This window comes from Idiomarina sp. HB, from assembly GCF_048059115.1.
Classification (GTDB): Bacteria; Pseudomonadota; Gammaproteobacteria; order Enterobacterales; family Alteromonadaceae; genus Idiomarina; species Idiomarina abyssalis.
Genome location: NZ_JAYLVU010000001.1, coordinates 728,149 through 747,440, shown reverse-complemented (window position 1 = coordinate 747,440; position 19,292 = coordinate 728,149). Strand labels below are relative to the sequence as shown.

Below are 19,292 nucleotides of genomic sequence, written 5' to 3'. Positions count from 1 at the left end.
ACCAAAAGTGTTAATGACTTAATTGAGACTACATGGATTCTCAGATTAAAAAAAAGACGACCTTCAAGCGCTTGTTAGGCTACATCAAACCTTATAAAGCGGCCTTTACCCTTGCTATTATCTGCATGATTGGCTATTCGGCCATTGATACCTTATTTTTGTCCCAAATAGAAACTTTAATTGATGACGGTTTAACTGAGCAAGACTCTAAAATATTGCTCTACGGTGCGCTTTTTGTTCCTTTTATTTTTATCCTTAGAGGGTTACTAAACGTAGCTTCCAGTTATTTCCTGCATTGGGTTGGCTTTAAAGTTGTCACTAAAATGCGTCAGCAGTTATTCGACCATATGATGAAGCTGCCTGTCAGCTTTCACGACCAGCACTCAACCGGTGACTTAATCTCGAAAATAACTTATGACACTCAGCAAGTAGCCGAAGCGAGTAGCCGCGCGCTACTGGTTTTGATTAAGGAAGGTGCGTTTGTTATTGGCTTGCTTGGGTTGATGTTTTATCAAAGTTGGCAACTGTCGTTAGTATTTTTGGTTGTAGGTCCTTTAATTGCTAAAGTTGTTGGGGTCGTGTCCAAGCGCTTCAGAAAAGTCAGTAGTCGTATCCAGACGGCGATGGGCAATGTTACAACAACGGCTGAGCAGATGATTAATGGCCACAAAGTGGTCGTAATGCATCAAGGACAAAAAGGTGAGTCTGCACGTTTTTCCGAGATCAATAATATTACCCGTAACCAGAATATGAAACTGGTTAATACGCGGGCCATTAGTACTTCGGTTATTCAGTTCATCGCTTCTTTAAGTCTTTCCATGGTTTTGGTTATTGCCAGTTTTCCGGAGATGCTGGGAGAGCTTTCAGCCGGCGCATTTACAACTTTGCTGACAGCTATGATTATGTTGCTGCGCCCATTAAAGCAGTTAACGAACGTGAACAGTGATTTCCAGCGGGGTATAGCCGCGGCTACCAGTGTGTTTGATATTCTTGATGAGCCCATTGAAATTGATAAAGGGTCTCGAGTTATTGATCGTGCGGCCGGGGATATTGTTTTTGAAGATGTGACTTTTGCTTATCAAAAAGATGATGAGCCAGCACTTCAGCAAATTAATTTTAGCGTAAAACAAGGCAAAACCCTTGCATTGGTGGGTCGCTCGGGCAGTGGTAAATCGACGATTTCAAACCTGCTGACCCGGTTCTATGATGTAGAGCAGGGTCGCATTTTGCTCGACGGCTACAACATTAACGACTATAAACTGAAATGTCTGCGTCGCCAGTTTGCTCTGGTTTCACAAAACGTGACGCTGTTTAATGACACTATCGCTAATAATATTGCTTATGGTGCAGCGAAAGAGTTGTCACGGGAGCAAATCACTAAAGCGGCAGAGCAGGCTTACGTTACCGAGTTTACTGATAACATGCCGAAAGGGCTGGACACCATGGTCGGCGAAAACGGAGTGATGTTATCCGGAGGGCAGCGGCAACGTATTGCTATTGCTCGTGCATTATTGCAGGACGCTCCTATTCTGATTCTGGACGAAGCTACATCTGCGCTAGATACGGAGTCTGAACGTCATATTCAGGATGCTTTAGGCACCTTGCGCCAAAACCGGACCGCCATTGTTATTGCACACCGCTTGTCGACCATTGAAAATGCGGACGAAATTATCGTAATGGATAACGGCGAGATTGTTGAGCGAGGTACCCATCAGCAGTTACTGGATCACGAAGGTGCGTATTATCAATTGCATAACTTGCAGTTTAGCGGAGGCGCCTAGTGTGGCTACAAAAGCAGTGGTATAAAGCCAAACTGCACCCCCTTTTAATTCTGCTGGCGCCGCTGTCATTGCTGTTTTGGCTACTGACCAACCTGCGCCGCAGTTTTTACCATTTAGGCCTAATAAAACGCTATAAAGCAGAAGTGCCTGTTATCGTTGTTGGCAATATCAGCGTTGGCGGTACAGGGAAAACGCCAATGGTGGTTGCTCTATGCCAGTGGCTGAAAGATGAGGGTTGGACGCCAGGTATTATTAGCCGTGGTTATGGTGCAAAAGGTCCATTTCCTCATTCCATTGCAGAAAATGATAATGCCGCAGGTGTTGGAGATGAGCCTTTGCTTATGCGCCGGAGAACCGATTGTCCGGTAGTCATCGCACCTAAACGAGCCGAGGCCGCGCAGCTCCTGTCCGAACAACATCCCGAAGTCGATGTCATTATTAGTGATGATGGTTTACAGCATTACGCATTAAAACGTGACATTGAGCTGATTATGATTGACGGTGAAAGAGGCACAGGAAATGGCTGGTTGCTGCCGGCAGGTCCTTTACGTGAAGGACCATGGCGTTTAAAAGGTGCGGACTGGGTTATTTCTAATTACGGTCGTCATGCTTTTGCGCGTCATGTAGTGGATGTTAAACCAGGTCACTGGTATCGGGTTGATAACGATGAAAAAGTTGAGCTAGAAACGGATAGTAGTTTTAATGCAGTTGCCGGTATTGGTTACCCCCAGCGATTTTTTAACTCTTTGTCTGAGCAAGGGGTACAAGTTGAGAAAAGCCAGGCATTTGCTGATCATCACGTTTTTAGCGAAGAAGACTTTTCTCAATTAAGTGGTAAGCCTATATTGATGACAGAGAAAGATGCCGGAAAGTGTCAGTCATTCGCGCAACCGGACTGGTATTATCAAACAATAGAAGCGCAACTGCCCGAGATAATGAAAACTAACTTACTGGCAGAGCTGGAAAGGAAGAAAAATGCCCATTGATAAAAATACATTAGCGATTTTAGCTTGCCCTAAGTGCAAAGGTAAGCTGACTTACTACGCCGAAAAAAATGAACTGGTCTGTCGGGGCGAGCGACTGGCTTATCCTATCGATGAAAACATTCCGGTTTTATTAGCCGATAAAGCCCGTGAATTATCTGCAGAAGAGTTAGAGAAGGTTCCTTCATGAGTTTTACCGTTGTTATTCCCGCACGTTATGGCTCCAGCCGACTGCCTGGTAAACCTTTGGCTGACATAGGTGGTAAACCAATGATTCAGCATGTGGTTGAAAGGGCTGAAGCCAGTGGCGCTGCGGAGGTGATTGTCGCAACTGATGACCTGAGGGTAAAAGAGGGCGTTGAGAAATTCGGCGGCCGAGTCATGATGACTTCAACGGAACATTCATCGGGTACTGAGCGACTGGCTGAGGTTATTGAACAGTTGGCGCTTGCGGAAAATGAAGTGGTGGTTAATGTGCAGGGCGACGAGCCTTTCATTCCACCTGAAATTATTCGTCAGGTTGCGGATAACTTAGCCAACCAACGGCAGGCGCCTATGGCGACTTTAGCCGTTCCTATTACCGACGCTGAAGATATTTTTAACCCGAATACAGTAAAAGTGGTTACCGATGCGGCCGGATACGCTCTGTACTTTAGCCGTGCAGCTATTCCATGGGACAGAGAGCACTTTTCTGCAGAGCGGGATACCAATGTCATTGCCGATCATTACCACCGACACATTGGTATTTATGCCTATCGGGCAGGTTTTGTCAGACGTTATATTGAGTGGCAGGCTAGCCCTATAGAGCAGCTTGAATCCCTAGAACAGTTGCGAGTGCTTTGGCACGGGGAGCGTATTCATGTGGCCGAAGCTATTCTCGCGCCGGCTTCTGGTATTGATACAGAAGAAGACCTGCAGCGGGCACGAGAACGGGCAGTCGATGGTTAATCCATCGCTGCCATTTTTGAGTATTCGTCTTCGAAAAAGAACTTTTCTTCTCCAAAAGCCGGCTTTAATTGATGTAACCAGGTTGCATCCGGGTCGTACTTAGCAAAGAAGGGGCGTTGAACCCAGTCCGGGTTGCGTCCCTGAATAAAGCGTAAAGCAAAAACTTTTTCGCCTGCAATTTCGGTCACACCCTGAACTTCCACTTTACCCGGGCCTGCACTCATTGAAGGGCCGCGAACCGTGCGGGCAATGCCGGATACCTGTTGGTAAGCTTTTTGGAAAATCTCCCAGGTGCGTTCCAGTGGCACTTCAAAGTAACGTTTGGCACCAGTATCCCGCTCAACAAACATATAGTAAGGGATCATACCTAACTGTACTTGTTTCTCCCACATAGAAGCCCAGACATCGGGGTCATCGTTAATGTGTTTAAGCAGTGGAGCCTGGCAGCGTATTTGTGCACCAGTAGCGCGCAGGCGACGAATCGCTTCCTGACAGACTTCCGTGCGCAGTTCATTCGGGTGGTTTAAATGCGCCATAATGGATACGTGTTTGCCGCCGGCAACTAAACGCTCTAATAGACGCAGCATGTCGTCTGCATCCGGGTCAGTAATGAAGCGGTAAGGCCAGAAGGTCAGCGACTTAGTGCCAATACGTATGGTCTTAATGTGCTCAAACTCTGGTTTAAGTAAGTCTTCCAGGTAGTGAGCCAGCTTACGTGTGCGCATAACCATAGGGTCGCCACCGGTGACCAGTAGGTCGGTCACTTCTTTGTGCTGAGCTAAGTAGCGATGTAATTGATCGGCGTCATTAGAGTTAAAGCGTGTTGCTTTACCCACGAATTGTGCCCAGCGGAAGCAAAAGGTGCAGTAAGAATGGCAATACTGCCCCTGAGCCGGGAAAAATAAAACCGTTTCACGGTATTTATGCTGCATGCCAGGCAAGGGTTCACCGTCAACATGGGGGACGTTCATTTGCATTTGGCCAGCAGGGTGAGGGTTCATTTCATCACGTAGCTGAGTTGCTAAGTCAAACACTTCGTTAGTCGTGTGTTTACCTGACATCAAATCCGCCATGCGCTGATAGGCAGACGGCTCCAGCATATCCTTTTGTGGAAATGTTAGTTGAAACAGCGGGTCATTGGGTACATTTTCCCAGTCAATGAGTTCATTAAACACATACTCGTTTACTCTGAACGGCAGGACATTAGCAACGACTTTCATTTCAAAGCGCATGTCAGCAGGAACTTTTTTAAGCGCCTCAATTTTATCTAACTGGCGATGCTGATATACCTTGAACTTACGTGGCGTAATGATGGGTTGTTGTACATTGACTACTTGCTGCATAAGCCTCTCTGTAATTATCTGCAACCTGCTAAAAGCACGTTGAAAATGAATTTGTCTGTCAGCTCTTGGGCGACCAACGAAATGCGACGTAGTATAAAGAAATTGGGGGTAAGTTGCACGTTCTGTAAGGGATAAAAAGCGATGTACACGAACTAATTAGCGATAGACATAAAAAAAGCGCTCATGAGAGCGCTTTTTTAAAACATGACGATTTTACTTTTTGATTGGTGTAAATTCGCGTTTTGTATAACCGGTATACAATTGACGTGGACGACCAATTTTTTGGTTCGCTTCGCCCATCATTTCGTGCCAGTGAGAAACCCAGCCAACAGTACGCGACAGCGCAAAGATAACAGTGAACATGTTGGTCGGAATACCAATAGCTTTCAGCACGATACCTGAGTAGAAATCAACGTTAGGGAACAACTTCTTCTCAATGAAGTAATCGTCTTCCAGAGCGATACGCTCCAGTTCCATTGCAACGTCCAATAATGGATCGTCACGGTTAAGTTCTTTCAATACTTCGTGGCATGACTCACGCATAACGGTAGCGCGAGGGTCAGTGTTTTTGTAGACACGGTGACCAAAGCCCATCAGACGGAACGGATCGTTCTTGTCTTTTGCTTTCTCGATGTATTTTGGAATGTTCTCTACTGAGCCAATTTCAGCCAGCATGCGCAGACACGCTTCGTTTGCACCACCGTGTGCAGGTCCCCATAAAGAAGCAACACCAGCCGCAATACAGGCGTAAGGGTTTGCACCCGAAGAACCGGCAAGACGAACGGTTGAAGTTGATGCGTTTTGCTCGTGGTCGGCATGCAAAGTAAAGATGCGATCCATTGCACGGGCAACTGCAGGGCTAATTTTGTAATCTTCAGCTGGTACAGAGAACATCATGTTTAAGAAGTTTTCTGCATAACCTAAGTCGTTACGTGGGTAAACGAAAGGTTGGCCAATGCTGAATTTGTAGGCCATTGCCGCAATGGTTGGAATCTTAGCAATTAGGCGATAAGCGCTACGTAAACGCTGGTTTTCATCGTGAATGTCTAAATCATCATGATAGAAAGATGATAAAGCACCTGTTACTGCGCATAGCATCGCCATTGGGTGTGCGTCACGACGGAAACCATTAAAGAAGTTATGGATTCCCTGGTGCACCATAGTGTGTTTAGTAATGGTGTCTTTAAATTCGGTGTACTGTTTTTCATTCGGCGCTTCGCCGTGTAACAGCATATAGCAAACTTCTAGATAGTCTGCTTTTGTTGCGAGCTCACCAATTGGGTAGCCGCGGTGCAGTAAAACTCCGTTCTCACCATCGATGTAGGTGATAGCCGACTCGCAAGAGCCTGTAGCCAGGAACCCAGGGTCAAAGGTGAAGTAACCATGTTTGCCCAAAGTTCGGACGTCAACTACATCCTTGCCTGCCGCTGGTGAAAGTACCGGCAACTCAATGGATTGGCCGTCAATCTGTAAAGTGGCTTTACGATCAGCCATAAGGAATTCTCCTCACTGTCTACTTTGAAAAAGTGCGCTAATTTAACTCGATCATGCCCTTAAATGTCAATTTTAATCGGGGAACATGAACTAATTATAGTCAAACATACGTAATAAACATGACGAAAAGATTACTCAGATTGAACAATTATTGAGTTACGTTAGACTTTAGTAGTAAGCCGTAATAACTGAGCGTCCAAATCTGAGTTTCTCGTTGTAATTAATGGTTTGGCTCGATATACTTTGCGCCGTATTGGTGGCATGTATCTGTGTCGCGCAAACGAAAATTGCATTTCTTTTGTGCTTTATTAAAAGGCAATCTATCGTGAAAAAAGAAAGACCTGTTAATTTAGACTTATCAACTATCAAGTTTCCTGCCGCTGCCAAAGCATCCATACTGCACCGTATTTCTGGTGTTGTTATGCTGTTCTCTCTGGCATTTTTAATTTGGGCTTTTGCCGTGTCACTTAGTGGCCCAGAAGGCTTTGCTCAAATCGAGAGTATCATGACCAGCTTTATTGCGAAGTTTATTGGCTGGGGTATTTTGACAGCGCTAGGATTTCACTTAATCATCGGTCTGCGTCACTTAGTGATGGATATGGGCTACTGGGAAGAACTCGATTCGGGAAGAATCAGTGCAAATATTTCAATTGCTCTTTCTGTCATTCTTTCCGTATTAGTAGGAGTTTGGCTATGGTAACAGCAGCAGCAACGTTTGGTCGTAGCGGTTCTCATGACTTTATCTTGTTGAGAGCCAGCGCGATCGTTATGGTTCTTTACACACTGTTCATGGCTGGCTTTTTCCTTTCTACACCAGACGTGACGTATGAAGTCTGGAGTGGCTTGTTTGCCAGTATCTGGGTGAAGGTTTTTACCATGCTAGCACTGTCCGCTGTGTTGATTCACGGTTGGATTGGCATTTGGCAGGTATCAACAGACTATGTAAAAGCGGCTGGTCTCAGAGCTTTTATCCAACTAGTTTTCAGCGTTGGTCTTATCGCTGTTTGGCTCACTGGCTTATTCGTACTGTGGGGTGTTTAAGTGAACGTTAAAACTTTAGAATATGATGCAGTGGTGATCGGTGCTGGCGGTGCTGGTATGCGAGCAGCATTGCAAATTTCCCAAGAGGGAATGAGCTGTGCGTTGATGTCCAAAGTGTTTCCAACGCGCTCTCACACAGTTTCTGCACAAGGTGGTATTACTGTCGCTTTAGGTAATGCGCACGAAGATGACTGGCAATGGCACATGTTCGATACCGTAAAAGGTTCGGACTACATTGGTGACCAGGACGCTATTGAATACATGTGTAAAGCAGGTCCGGAAGCAATTCTTGAACTGGAAAATATGGGCTTGCCATTTTCACGTTTTGAAAACGGAAAAGTTTATCAACGTCCGTTTGGTGGTCAGTCAAAAGAATTTGGTGGCGAGCAGGCAGCTCGTACAGCCGCAGCCGCTGACCGTACTGGTCACGCACTTCTGCACTTGCTTTACCAGCAAAACGTTAAGAACAAAACGACCGTTTTCTCTGAGTGGTACGCACTAGACTTAGTGAAAAACCAGGACGGCGCAGTAACGGGTGTTACTACGCTGAATATTGAAACTGGTGAAGTCTATTATGTGAAAGCTAAATCTGTTGTGCTTGCTACCGGCGGTGCTGGTCGAATTTATGCCTCAACAACAAATGCGCACATTAACACCGGTGATGGTGTTGGTATGGCGCTACGTGCCGGCGTTCCAGTGCAGGATATGGAAATGTGGCAGTTCCACCCAACTGGTATTGCTGGTTCAGGCTGTCTGGTAACTGAAGGTTGCCGTGGCGAGGGTGGTTACCTGTTAAATAAAGACGGCGAACGCTTCATGGAGCGTTACGCTCCAAACGCGAAAGACCTTGCTTCACGTGACGTTGTTGCTCGTTCAATGATGACAGAAATTCGTGAAGGCCGTGGTTGTGAAGGCCCTTGGGGACCTCACCTGAAACTGAAATTGGATCACTTGGGTAAAGAGACTCTGGAAAGTCGTCTTCCGGGCGTTTGTGACTTGTCACGTACCTTCGCTCACGTTGACCCGGTAAAAGAACCGATTCCTGTTATACCAACCTGTCACTACATGATGGGCGGTATTCCGACAGACGTTAACGGTCAGGCTCTGACAGTTGACGAAAAGGGTGAAACCAAGCCTGTACCTGGTTTATTTGCTTGTGGTGAAATCGCTTGTGTATCTGTTCACGGTGCTAACCGCTTAGGTGGTAACTCATTGCTTGACCTTGTTGTTTTCGGTCGTGCGACTGGCATGCACTTAGGTGAAACATTAGCGGCGAACAGCGAAGCACGTGAATCGTCAGCGTCTGACGTTGATGAGGCAATGGCTCGTTTCAACCGTTGGGAAAATACGCAGAAAGGCGAAGACCCAGTACAAATTAAGAAAGACCTACAGAACTGTATGCAGATGAACTTCTCGGTATTCCGTGAAGGTGAAGCAATGGCTGATGGTCTTAAAGAGTTGAAAGAAATTCGTGAGCGCCTTAAGCACGCACGCTTAGACGACACGTCTAAAGAGTTTAATACTCAGCGTGTTGAATGTATGGAACTTGATAACTTAATGGAAACTGCTTTCTCTACTGCAGTTGCCGCAAACTTCCGTACAGAAAGCCGTGGAGCTCACAGTCGCGCAGACTATCCAGATCGTGATGACGAGAAATGGTTGGTTCACACTGTGTTCCGTCCAGAAACCGAAGACATGGTGACTCGTCAGGTTAATATGGCACCGAAACTGCGCGAAGCTTTCCCTCCGAAAGCTCGTACGTACTAATAGAGGGGTTCAACGATGAAAACATTGAATATTTCGATTTATCGTTACAACCCGGATGTTGATGACGCGCCGTACATGAAAGATTACACCCTAGAGGTGGAAGAAAATCAGGACATGATGGTGCTGGACTTGCTTATCAAACTGAAAGAGCAAGATCCATCGTTGGCGTTCCGGCGGTCATGCCGTGAAGGCGTTTGTGGTTCAGATGGTCTGAATATGAACGGCAAAAACGGCTTGGCTTGTATTACTCCAACTTCTGCATTGAAAGGCAGCAAGATTGTGATTCGTCCGTTGCCTGGGCTACCGGTTATTCGTGACTTAATTGTTGATATGAGCCAGTTCTATCAACAGTACGAGAAGATTAAACCGTACCTGATTAACGATGATAAAACGCCGCCGGCGCGTGAGCGTCTGCAGTCACCAGAAGAGCGTGCTAAACTTGACGGACTGTATGAGTGCATCTTATGTGCATGTTGTTCGTCATCATGCCCGTCGTTCTGGTGGAACCCGGATAAATTTGTTGGTCCGGCAGGGTTGTTACACGCTTATCGTTTCTTAATCGATAGTCGTGACACAGCAACGGACGAGCGTTTAGACGAGTTGGACGATGCATTTAGTGTGTTCCGTTGCCACGGAATTATGAATTGCGTCAACGTTTGTCCTAAAGGGTTGAACCCAACTAAGGCTATTGGACACATTAAATCGATGCTTTTGAACCGCGCAGTTTAAGTTGTTAAATTGTCGCGTCAATTTGAACGGTTGATGTTGTGGATAGCCATCCCACAAGGATGGCTATTTTTTTATAAAAACGGTTTATCTATTCAGGTGAAGGAAACGCAATGCAAGATGGTGTAATGCGTGAATGGTTAGAAACATCGCATCTAGCCGGTGGTAACGTTGCCTACATTGAACAAATGTTTGAGGCGTATCTGGATGATCCGACGGCAGTCAGTGATGAATGGCGTCAAATGTTCGATGCGTTGCCGAAAGAGAATCACATTGTTGATACCAAACTCAGCGAAGTGAGAGAGCAGTTCCGAGAAGCAGCAAAGAATAAGCTCAAGCAGTCTCAAACCGGCAGCACGACCGCCGCCGATCAGAAGCAAGTGAAGGTTTTACAACTTATCAATGCTTACCGATTCCGCGGTCATCAGCATGCCAATCTTGATCCTCTTGGTTTATGGAAACAGGAAACCGTTCCAGACCTTTCATTAAACTTCCACGATTTAAGCAAAGACGACTTAGAGCGCGAGTTTAATGTAGGCTCTTTAGCCGTTGGCAAAGACACAATGAAGCTGAGTGACATTCACGAAGCTTTAGAAAATATTTATTGTGGCTCTATTGGTGCCGAATACATGCACATTGTTTCAACCGAAGAAAAACGCTGGATTCAGCAACGGTTGGAAGGTGTTCTTGGTCAGCCTAAATTTAAAAAAGAGCAACAAACCAAAATCTTAAAAGAGCTTATAGCAGCAGACGGGCTGGAAAAGTATCTGGGGTCTAAATTCCCTGGCGCTAAACGCTTCTCGTTAGAGGGCGGAGACAGTCTGGTTCCGTTGTTAAAAGAACTTATTTCACGCTCGGGTGAGCAAGGCGCCAAAGAAGTGGTCATTGGCATGGCTCACCGCGGTCGTCTGAACGTATTAGTGAATGTTCTGGGTAAGAAACCTCAGGACCTATTTGACGAGTTTGCCGGCAAGCATGACAGCACTAAAGGCTCAGGTGATGTTAAATATCACATGGGTTTTTCATCTGACTATGCAACACCGGGCGGCGATGTTCACTTAGCATTAGCTTTTAACCCATCGCATCTGGAAATTGTTAATCCGGTTGTTATGGGCTCGGTTCGCGCACGTATGGACCGCCTGCAAGATCCAGAAGGCAAAAAAGTACTGCCAATTACCATTCACGGTGACGCCGCCGTTGCTGGCCAGGGCGTAGTACAAGAAACCTTTAATATGTCGCAAACACGGGCTTATCGTGTTGGCGGATCAATCCGCATTGTTGTGAATAACCAGGTTGGTTTCACGACCGCAAAACAGGAAGATGCGCGTTCTACTCAATACTGTACTGACATTGCAAAAATGGTACAGGCGCCAATTTTCCACGTTAATGCCGATGACCCTGAAGCTGTCGTTTTTGTGACTCAACTGGCCCTGGATTATCGAAACGCCTTCCAGAGAGATGTCGTTATCGACTTGGTTTGTTATCGCCGTCACGGGCACAATGAAGCTGACGAGCCGAGTGCAACCCAGCCTTTAATGTACGCTAAGGTGAAAAAGCAGCCGGTTGCTCGTGAGATTTATGGCAAACAATTAATTAAAAACTCGATAGTTGATGAAGACACTGCCAAACAGTGGATGTCTGACTATCGTGACGCATTAGATAAAGGCGAAGTTGTCGTTGATGAACACCGCCCTATGCGTCAACACTCCGTTGACTGGTCACCGTATATTGGAAATGACTGGGATGTTGAGTATGACTACAAAGTCTCGATTAAAAAGCTGAAAGATCTGGGTCAGAAAATTACGACATACCCGGAAGAACATAAGCTGAACTCCCGCGTTGCAAAGGTTTATCAGGAACGTCTGAAAATGGCGAAAGGCGAAAAGTCTATGGACTGGGGTTTTGCAGAAACCTTAGCCTATGCCACCCTGGTAAACGACGGTACTCATATTCGTCTGACCGGGCAGGACAGTGGGCGTGGTACGTTCTTCCACCGTCATGCGGTGCTGCATAATCAGGAAGACGCTTCAACTTATATGCCTCTGAACAATCTGGGATCAGAGCAGGGCCAGATTGAAATTTATGATTCAGTGCTGTCAGAAGCCGCGGTTGTTGCCTTTGAATATGGTTATGCCACAGCGGAACCAAAAGCATTGGTCATGTGGGAAGCTCAGTTCGGAGACTTCGTAAACGGTGCTCAGGTTGTTATTGATCAGTTCCTAAGCTCTGGCGAACAGAAGTGGGGCCGTTTGTGTGGTTTGACATTATTGTTACCGCACGGTTACGAAGGTCAGGGGCCAGAACACAGTTCGGCGCGGCTAGAGCGTTTCTTGCAGCTTTCAGCTGATCACAACTGGTCTGTGTGTGTGCCAACGACACCGGCACAGGTTTTCCATATGATTCGTCGTCAGCACTTACGTCCTGTTCGCAGACCGTTAGTTGTGATGACACCGAAGTCATTATTACGTCATCCGTTAGCCGTTTCAGAAATGGACGATTTAGCGGATGTCGGGTTCCAGAACGCGATTGCGGAAATTGACGACCTGAATCCGAAAAAGGTAAAACGCGTGGTATTTTGCTCCGGTAAAGTCTACTACGATTTACTGAAAGAACGTCGCGAACGCGAACAAGAAGATGTTGCCCTTATTCGTATTGAACAGCTTTACCCGTTCCCTGCGGAAGAAGTGGCAGAAATTATGAAAGATTATCAGCACGTTAAAGATTTTGTCTGGTGTCAGGAAGAGCCTCAGAACCAAGGCGCATGGTATAGCAGCCAGCACCACTTCTGGGCCGCAATTCCGAAAGGAGCTCAGTTGTCTTATCGTGGTCGTAGTGCGTCAGCCGCACCAGCGGTCGGATACATATCAGAGCACAACAAGCAGCAGCAAAAACTTGTTGACGAAGCGCTAACCATTAAATAGGTGAAGATGAACCATGGCGATTGATATAAAAGTTCCTCAATTACCCGAGTCTGTTGCAGATGCAACCATTGCAACATGGCACGTAAAACCTGGCGATAAAGTGTCTCGCGACCAGAATCTGGTTGACATCGAAACCGACAAGGTAGTGCTTGAAGTTGTTGCGGAAGCGGACGGTGTGCTCGGCGAAATTACGGCTGAAGAAGGCACAACCGTAACTGCTGAAGAAGTTATCGGTAAAATTGAAGAAGGTGACGGTGGGTCAGCTTCTGAAGATAAATCAGAAGATAAAGATTCAGGCGACAAGAAAGAAAAGTCAGAAAAGAAAGAATCTGATTCTTCAGACGACAAAGGCTCTGGCGAGAAGATGGAAGTTAAAGTTCCTCAATTACCAGAGTCTGTCTCTGATGCGACAATTTCTACCTGGCACGTTAAAGCTGGTGATGCGGTAAAACGTGACCAGAACCTGGTTGATATTGAAACCGATAAAGTGGTTCTGGAAGTTGTAGCTCCGGCGGACGGCGTTTTGGCTGAAATTAAGCACGACGAAGGCGACACTGTTGGCGCTGACGATGTCATCGGCATTGTTGAAGCAGGCGGTTCTGCCGGTGGCAGTTCAAGTAAGTCTGACGATAGTAAATCTGAGTCTTCTTCAGAAAGTAAAGACGAGAGCAAAGACGACGGTGGTGACAATGAAGTAGCTGGTCCTGCGGTTCGTCGTTTGTTAGGTGAGCACGGTCTTAAGCCAAGTGATGTTAAAGGCACAGGCAAAGGCGGTCGCGTCACTAAAGAAGACGTTGAAAAACACGTGAAAGGTCAGTCTTCGTCTAAATCATCTGACAGTGGCAGCAAGCAACAGTCTTCACAGCCTGCAGTTTCAGGTGACCGAGACCAGAAGCGCGTACCAATGACACGTCTGCGTAAACGTATCGCAGAACGTCTGTTGCAAGCGAAGAACGACACGGCCATGTTGACCACGTTTAACGAAATCAACATGAAGCCTATTATGGACTTGCGTAAGAAATACAAAGACGTGTTTGAAGAAACGCACGGCACGCGTCTTGGCTTTATGGGCTTTTATGTCAAAGCTGTAACAGAAGCATTGAAACGCTTCCCAGACGTGAACGCATCCATTGATGGCGACGATATTGTTTACCACAACTTCTTCGACATCAGTATTGCTGTATCGACACCTCGTGGTCTGGTAACGCCAGTTCTGCGTGATACTGACCGCCTAAGCATTGCGGACATGGAAAACGGTATTCGTGACTTGGCCATTAAAGGTCGTGACGGTAAGTTGACTATGGACGAAATGCAGGGTGGCAACTTCACCATCACTAATGGTGGCGTATTTGGTTCGCTGTTATCGACACCAATCTTGAACCCACCACAAAGCGCTATTCTGGGTATGCACAAAATCCAGGAGCGTGCCATGGTGGTGGACGGTAAGATTGAAATCTTACCGATGATGTACTTAGCTCTCTCTTATGACCATCGAATCATTGATGGTAAACAATCGGTAGGTTTCCTGGTTACCGTGAAAGAGTTATTGGAAGATCCTCAACGTCTTATCCTGGATATCTAAAGACGCTGAGAACCAGCCGCAACGCTAATTGAGCTTGCGGCTGTTAATTATGCGCCGATCACGTTAAAATTCGGCGCGGTATTCGGGTAGGCAGCACTTCGCTGCTTAAGTTGTTTCAACGAATCGGAAGAGCATCATGAATTTGCATGAGTATCAGGGTAAGCAACTCTTTAAAGAGTTTGGTTTACCAGTATCTGAAGGTTTTGCTTGCGACACTGCTGATGAAGCGGTAGAAGCGGCAAAACGTATTGGTGGCGACATTTGGGTCGTCAAATGTCAGGTTCACGCTGGTGGCCGCGGTAAAGCGGGCGGCGTGAAATTAGTGAAAAGTTTAGACGATGTTCGCGCATTTGCTGAGCAGTGGTTAGGTAAAAACTTAGTAACTTTCCAAACCGACGAAAAAGGTCAGCCGGTTGCTAAGATTTTAGTTGAAAGCTGCACTGATATCGCAGACGAGCTTTACTTAGGTGCAGTTGTTGACCGTGCTTCACGCAAAATCGTGTTCATGGCATCGACCGAAGGCGGCGTAGAAATCGAAACCGTTGCTGAAGAAACACCGGAAAAAATCCTGAAAGCTGAAATTGACCCAACGGTCGGCGCGCAGCCATACCAGGGTCGTGAATTAGGCTTTAAACTGGGTCTGACTCCAGACCAGGTTAAGCAATTTACTAAGGTCTTCTTAGGCCTGGCTAAAATGTTCGAACAGTACGACTTAGCCCTGTTAGAAATTAACCCATTGGTTATCACTGACGAAGGCAACGTTCACTGTCTTGATGCGAAAGTCGGCATCGACAGCAACGCATTGTACCGTCAGCCTAAAATCCGTGAAATGCACGATCCGTCACAAGACGATGCGCGTGAAGCGGAAGCAGCTAAATGGGAACTGAACTACGTAGCGTTAGACGGCAACATCGGTTGTATGGTTAACGGCGCAGGTTTGGCGATGGGTACTATGGACATCGTTAAGCTGAGTGGCGGCGAGCCTGCTAACTTCCTTGACGTTGGTGGCGGCGCAACAAAAGAGCGTGTTTCTGAAGCGTTCAAAATTATCTTGTCTGACAGCTCTGTTAAAGCCGTATTGGTTAACATCTTCGGTGGTATCGTTCGTTGCGACATGATCGCAGAAGGTATCATTGGCGCGGTTGAAGAAGTCGGCGTTAAAGTACCAGTGGTTGTTCGCCTTGAAGGTAACAACGCTGAACTGGGTACACAGAAATTGAACGAAAGTGGCCTGAACATTATCGCTGCAGAAAGCTTGTCTGATGCTGCCGATAAAGTGGTTGCTGCGGCAGGAGGTCAATAATGAGCATTTTGATCGATAAAAACACCAAAGTAATCTGTCAGGGTTTCACTGGCGGTCAGGGTACTTTCCACTCTGAGCAAGCAATTGCTTACGGTACGCAAATGGTTGGCGGTGTAACACCTGGTAAAGGTGGTCAAGAGCACTTAGGCCTGCCTGTATTCAACACAGTAAAAGAAGCAGTAGAAGCAACTGGCGCAACCGCATCAGTTATCTACGTACCAGCACCTTTCTGTAAAGACTCAATCATCGAAGCAGCAGACGCTGGTATCGAACTGATTGTTTGTATTACTGAAGGTATTCCTACACTGGATATGCTTTACGTAAAAGAATACCTGACGCACAAAGGCGTGCGCATGATCGGTCCAAACTGCCCGGGTGTTATCACTCCGGACGAGTGCAAAATCGGTATCATGCCTGGCCACATCCACAAGAAAGGTAAAGTGGGTATCGTTTCACGTTCAGGTACATTGACGTACGAAGCGGTTAAGCAGACTACTGACGCAGGCTTTGGTCAGTCTAGCTGTGTTGGTATCGGTGGCGACCCTATCCCGGGTTCTAACTTCATTGATATTCTGGAACTGTTCGAAAAAGATCCAGAAACCGAAGCTATCGTAATGATTGGTGAAATCGGTGGTACAGCAGAAGAAGAAGCGGCAGAGTACATTAAAAACAATGTATCTAAGCCGGTTGTTTCTTACATTGCTGGTGTTACTGCTCCTCCGGGCAAACGTATGGGCCACGCTGGTGCCATCATTGCCGGCGGTAAAGGTACTGCTGACGAGAAATTCGCTGCACTTGAAGCAGCAGGCGTTAAAACTGTACGCAGCCTGGCCGAAATTGGCAAAGCTGTTGCAGAGAAAACTGGCTGGTAATAACCCGCCAACGCTTAAACAAAACCCGGCCTTCGCGCCGGGTTTTTTGTGGCTGCTTTCTAAGGAAAAAGAGTTCGCTATCACGGAGACGCTACGAGCACATCCTTGTGGGCTTGACGAAGGCCATCCTTGGCCTTCGACACTCCGTGATAGCGAACTCTTCTTCCTTGCGCTGCCACAAAGCGATCTTCCTGGGTATTTGATGATCACCTAGTCGCATTGCTTGACCTGCAATTGACACTAAAACATGTGCATTGGAACGTTGTAGGGCCGAACTTCATTGGTGTGTACGAAATGTTAGATCCGCAAGTAGACGCAGTGCGAGAAATGACTGATACCATCGCAGAGCGAATTGCAATGTTAGGTGGAGTTCCAGTAGGTACGCCTAAAGCGATTTAAGAGCGTCGCAGATGGGAAGACTACTCTTTAGGTAAAGGGTTAGTGGCAGAGCATTTAGTTGCTCTGGACAAAGTTTACAATGGCGTCAACGGTGACCACCGAGAAGCTATGGAAATACTGGCTGAGCTCGATCCAGTATCTGAAGACATGTTAACCTGGGTGAGTTAGAGCAGTTTCAGTGGCTTGTCCGCGCCCATATTGAATCGTCCTCTGGCGAATTGAAAAATTAATTTTATTCAGTGATTAAAGCTTTGCAGCAAGCTATAAAGGGCGCACTCAAACACAAAAGCTAACCCTCAATGTTGCCGCGGTAGGTTTTCATCATGTCCAAATTCATCGTCCTTGTTGATCTTTTTCTTGGGGGGCCGTCATAAGTTGTTTGTCGACGACTGAGTTTTTTAGCCAATCTTCGATAACAGAGTTGATGTGATTATCGTAAATCATCATTTCAATATGACCGCGGTTATCCAGTGTTTCTATTTGAATCGTGTCAATGTTTTCCAGGCGTTTGACTTGGTCGGAATCACTGATTTTGTCTAGCGAGCCGATTATAATTAATGTCTGAGGCAGCGATTTCCCTGACTGACGCAATAAAACACGTGGTGTGGATAGCCGACGCGAACTGGTTTGGTGGTTGATAAGCACTTCTTCGAAGGTCTCTTGTAGCCATTGGTCAGATACGAACGAAGTGATAAATGAGCTTGAGCTTTTAGCCATACGCAGTGCGGCCGGAGTGAAGTCGGTCATGGGGGCGACAGCGATAAATCGAGCGATATTGCCATACGATTCAATGTACTGCGCAGCGATGGAAGCACCATAAGATTTGCCATATAAAATTATGGGTAGCTGATATTGCCGCTTTAGCTTTGTGACTAACCGGTGCAGACGCCTAACATCTGCTTGGCCAAAGCTCACCGGTTGGTCCTGTGCAGTACCGTGCCCAAGTAAATCAACGATAGCTGTGTGGTAGCCTTGTAGCTGCAGCGCGATGCTATCAAAAAGAACCGACTGAGCATTGGTACTGTAGCTGTGCAATAGAATTACGATACCTTTGGCGCGAATTGTTTTATTAACTGAAGGTTCGAGCTCCAGGTGATATTTTCTTACTGGATCTATACCTTCCGGTGCATCGGTATAGGTAAAGGTTAAGTCAAGTGTCGGCGGTACATAATCACTGGTCAGCGTTTCGGCATCACCAAAATAGAACGGTAAGTGTTGCTTGCTAGACAATGTGCGCTTCTGTAAATGATAAATTTTTAATAGTTCGCTTTCATTAACCCCCTCAATAACAAGGTTGTCGCCACCCGGGTAGAGTACCTGTTGTTCGACGAAGTGCGCACAGCCTACGGCAAAACTTAATAGCAGTCCTACGATGATGGCTTTAACTGAGGAGTCTAAATTCATGTGAGTTAAGTTCCCTTTAATAATTTAATAATTTAATTATTTAATTATTCAATATTACAAGCTTAATTACCCTGCAAAGTCATTACTTCATCAAAGCGCAACTCGCCAGATATGACTTTTGGGTTACGTTTTAAAGCATTGACGATAGCATCTCCCCAGCGTTCGTTGGTGCGTTTAGACAATGCGATTAGTATCTCATTAGGCGTGTTGGAGTTAGCTGCCAGAGTTAAGTCGGTGCCGATCTGGCCTTCTTTGTTGTATAAGGACACCAGCGTATCAACAGGCGTTGATGGATTACCTGCCACTCTGTTGTCCAGTTCGTAGCCATAGTCTATATCGGCTTTTGCAAGTTCGGTTAACCTGTGCGAAGAAGTTGTTGGATCAGCCGCAGCGATTAAAGCACTATTTAATTGCATGGCGGTATAAGTGGTGTTAGTTGCATAGCCGACAAATAAAAAAATCAATGCGGCGGTGATAACGGATTTAAACCGATGCCCTTGCGCGAGTGCTCGCATAAAATGAAAAATCGCAATCGATAAAAATAACCAGAGCACAACGTTAATGATGAGCGAGTAAACTGTGACAATGCCACCTTGTGCGTCAGGTACAGTCTCGGTGACACGGGTTTGAGCTGTGTAAGTAGTGAAGGCAATGGCAAAGCTTATAAATATAGCAATTAAGCCAGCCTTCCATTGTTTGAGTTTCTTAAGAAGTATCATGTAAGTTCC

Annotated in this window: 16 protein-coding genes and 1 pseudogene; 13 read left to right on the top strand and 4 right to left on the bottom strand. The window is 46.3% G+C overall.

The genetic code is table 11. The annotated features are described in order from the left end of the window. Positions 1-32 precede the first annotated feature (32 nt). From msbA to kdsB, 4 genes are read left to right on the top strand one after another with little or no spacing between them, the layout of a single operon-like run. On the top strand, positions 33-1,781 hold the full coding sequence (msbA, locus tag VBY75_RS03760; protein WP_199494799.1) for a lipid A export permease/ATP-binding protein MsbA: 1,749 nt from the start codon (positions 33-35) through the stop codon (positions 1,779-1,781). After that, positions 1,781-2,767, top strand: coding sequence for a tetraacyldisaccharide 4'-kinase (gene lpxK / locus VBY75_RS03755; protein WP_199494800.1), 987 nt, complete (start codon positions 1,781-1,783; stop codon positions 2,765-2,767). Before msbA ends, lpxK begins: the two co-directional genes overlap by 1 nt. Then, positions 2,757-2,954: a Trm112 family protein gene (locus VBY75_RS03750; RefSeq protein WP_054487358.1), complete on the top strand. Its 198-nt coding sequence runs from the start codon at positions 2,757-2,759 to the stop codon at positions 2,952-2,954. Before lpxK ends, VBY75_RS03750 begins: the two co-directional genes overlap by 11 nt. Continuing rightward, on the top strand, positions 2,951-3,712 hold the full coding sequence (kdsB, locus tag VBY75_RS03745) for a 3-deoxy-manno-octulosonate cytidylyltransferase (protein ID WP_287818251.1): 762 nt from the start codon (positions 2,951-2,953) through the stop codon (positions 3,710-3,712). The genes VBY75_RS03750 and kdsB overlap by 4 nt, the downstream gene beginning before the upstream one ends. Here the strand turns inward: kdsB and VBY75_RS03740 are convergent. Both VBY75_RS03740 and gltA read right to left on the bottom strand, forming a co-directional pair. Next, on the bottom strand, positions 3,709-5,055 hold the full coding sequence (locus VBY75_RS03740; RefSeq protein ID WP_054487361.1) for a KamA family radical SAM protein: 1,347 nt from the start codon (positions 5,053-5,055) through the stop codon (positions 3,709-3,711). The two genes, kdsB and VBY75_RS03740, sit on opposite strands and share 4 nt — an antisense overlap. Positions 5,056-5,268: 213 nt before the next feature. After that, entirely contained in the window at positions 5,269-6,549 is a 1,281-nt protein-coding gene (gene gltA / locus VBY75_RS03735; protein WP_199494802.1) for a citrate synthase, read from the bottom strand. A gap of 325 nt (positions 6,550-6,874) precedes the next feature. Here gltA and sdhC point away from each other — a divergent pair, with 325 nt between their 5' ends. From sdhC to VBY75_RS03690, 9 genes and pseudogenes are all read left to right on the top strand, one after another. Beyond that, entirely contained in the window at positions 6,875-7,249 is a 375-nt protein-coding gene (gene sdhC / locus VBY75_RS03730) for a succinate dehydrogenase, cytochrome b556 subunit (protein ID WP_054487366.1), read from the top strand. Then, entirely contained in the window at positions 7,243-7,590 is a 348-nt protein-coding gene (gene sdhD, locus VBY75_RS03725) for a succinate dehydrogenase, hydrophobic membrane anchor protein (RefSeq protein ID WP_416511101.1), read from the top strand. The genes sdhC and sdhD overlap by 7 nt, the downstream gene beginning before the upstream one ends. Next, positions 7,591-9,357 (top strand): succinate dehydrogenase flavoprotein subunit, encoded by a 1,767-nt coding sequence (gene sdhA, locus VBY75_RS03720; protein WP_054487370.1) that lies wholly within the window; start codon positions 7,591-7,593, stop codon positions 9,355-9,357. It abuts the gene before it with no gap. 15 nt (positions 9,358-9,372) lie between these two features. Next, entirely contained in the window at positions 9,373-10,086 is a 714-nt protein-coding gene (locus VBY75_RS03715) for a succinate dehydrogenase iron-sulfur subunit (RefSeq protein ID WP_222236837.1), read from the top strand. Positions 10,087-10,196: 110 nt separating this feature from the next. Then, a complete protein-coding gene (locus VBY75_RS03710) occupies positions 10,197-13,004 on the top strand; it encodes a 2-oxoglutarate dehydrogenase E1 component (protein WP_054487374.1) in 2,808 nt (935 codons plus the stop codon). Between the two features lie 13 nt (positions 13,005-13,017). Continuing rightward, complete coding sequence (gene odhB / locus VBY75_RS03705) at positions 13,018-14,586, top strand: 2-oxoglutarate dehydrogenase complex dihydrolipoyllysine-residue succinyltransferase (RefSeq protein WP_416511098.1); 1,569 nt, start codon at positions 13,018-13,020, stop codon at positions 14,584-14,586. 136 nt (positions 14,587-14,722) lie between these two features. Further along, positions 14,723-15,889: an ADP-forming succinate--CoA ligase subunit beta gene (gene sucC / locus VBY75_RS03700; protein ID WP_416511096.1), complete on the top strand. Its 1,167-nt coding sequence runs from the start codon at positions 14,723-14,725 to the stop codon at positions 15,887-15,889. Continuing rightward, positions 15,889-16,761: a succinate--CoA ligase subunit alpha gene (gene sucD, locus VBY75_RS03695; protein ID WP_054487381.1), complete on the top strand. Its 873-nt coding sequence runs from the start codon at positions 15,889-15,891 to the stop codon at positions 16,759-16,761. Before sucC ends, sucD begins: the two co-directional genes overlap by 1 nt. 201 nt (positions 16,762-16,962) lie before the next feature. Beyond that, positions 16,963-17,390: pseudogene (locus VBY75_RS03690) on the top strand (Dps family protein); the annotation flags it as partial. A 103-nt stretch (positions 17,391-17,493) separates the two neighbouring features. On the opposite strand, the gene VBY75_RS03685 reads toward VBY75_RS03690, so the two are convergent. Then, positions 17,494-18,564 carry an alpha/beta hydrolase gene (locus VBY75_RS03685; protein WP_416511093.1) on the bottom strand — a complete coding sequence of 357 codons (1,071 nt, stop codon included), beginning with the start codon at positions 18,562-18,564 and terminating at the stop codon, positions 17,494-17,496. 62 nt (positions 18,565-18,626) lie between these two features. Next, entirely contained in the window at positions 18,627-19,283 is a 657-nt protein-coding gene (locus VBY75_RS03680) for a hypothetical protein (RefSeq protein ID WP_416511091.1), read from the bottom strand. Positions 19,284-19,292 lie beyond the last annotated feature (9 nt).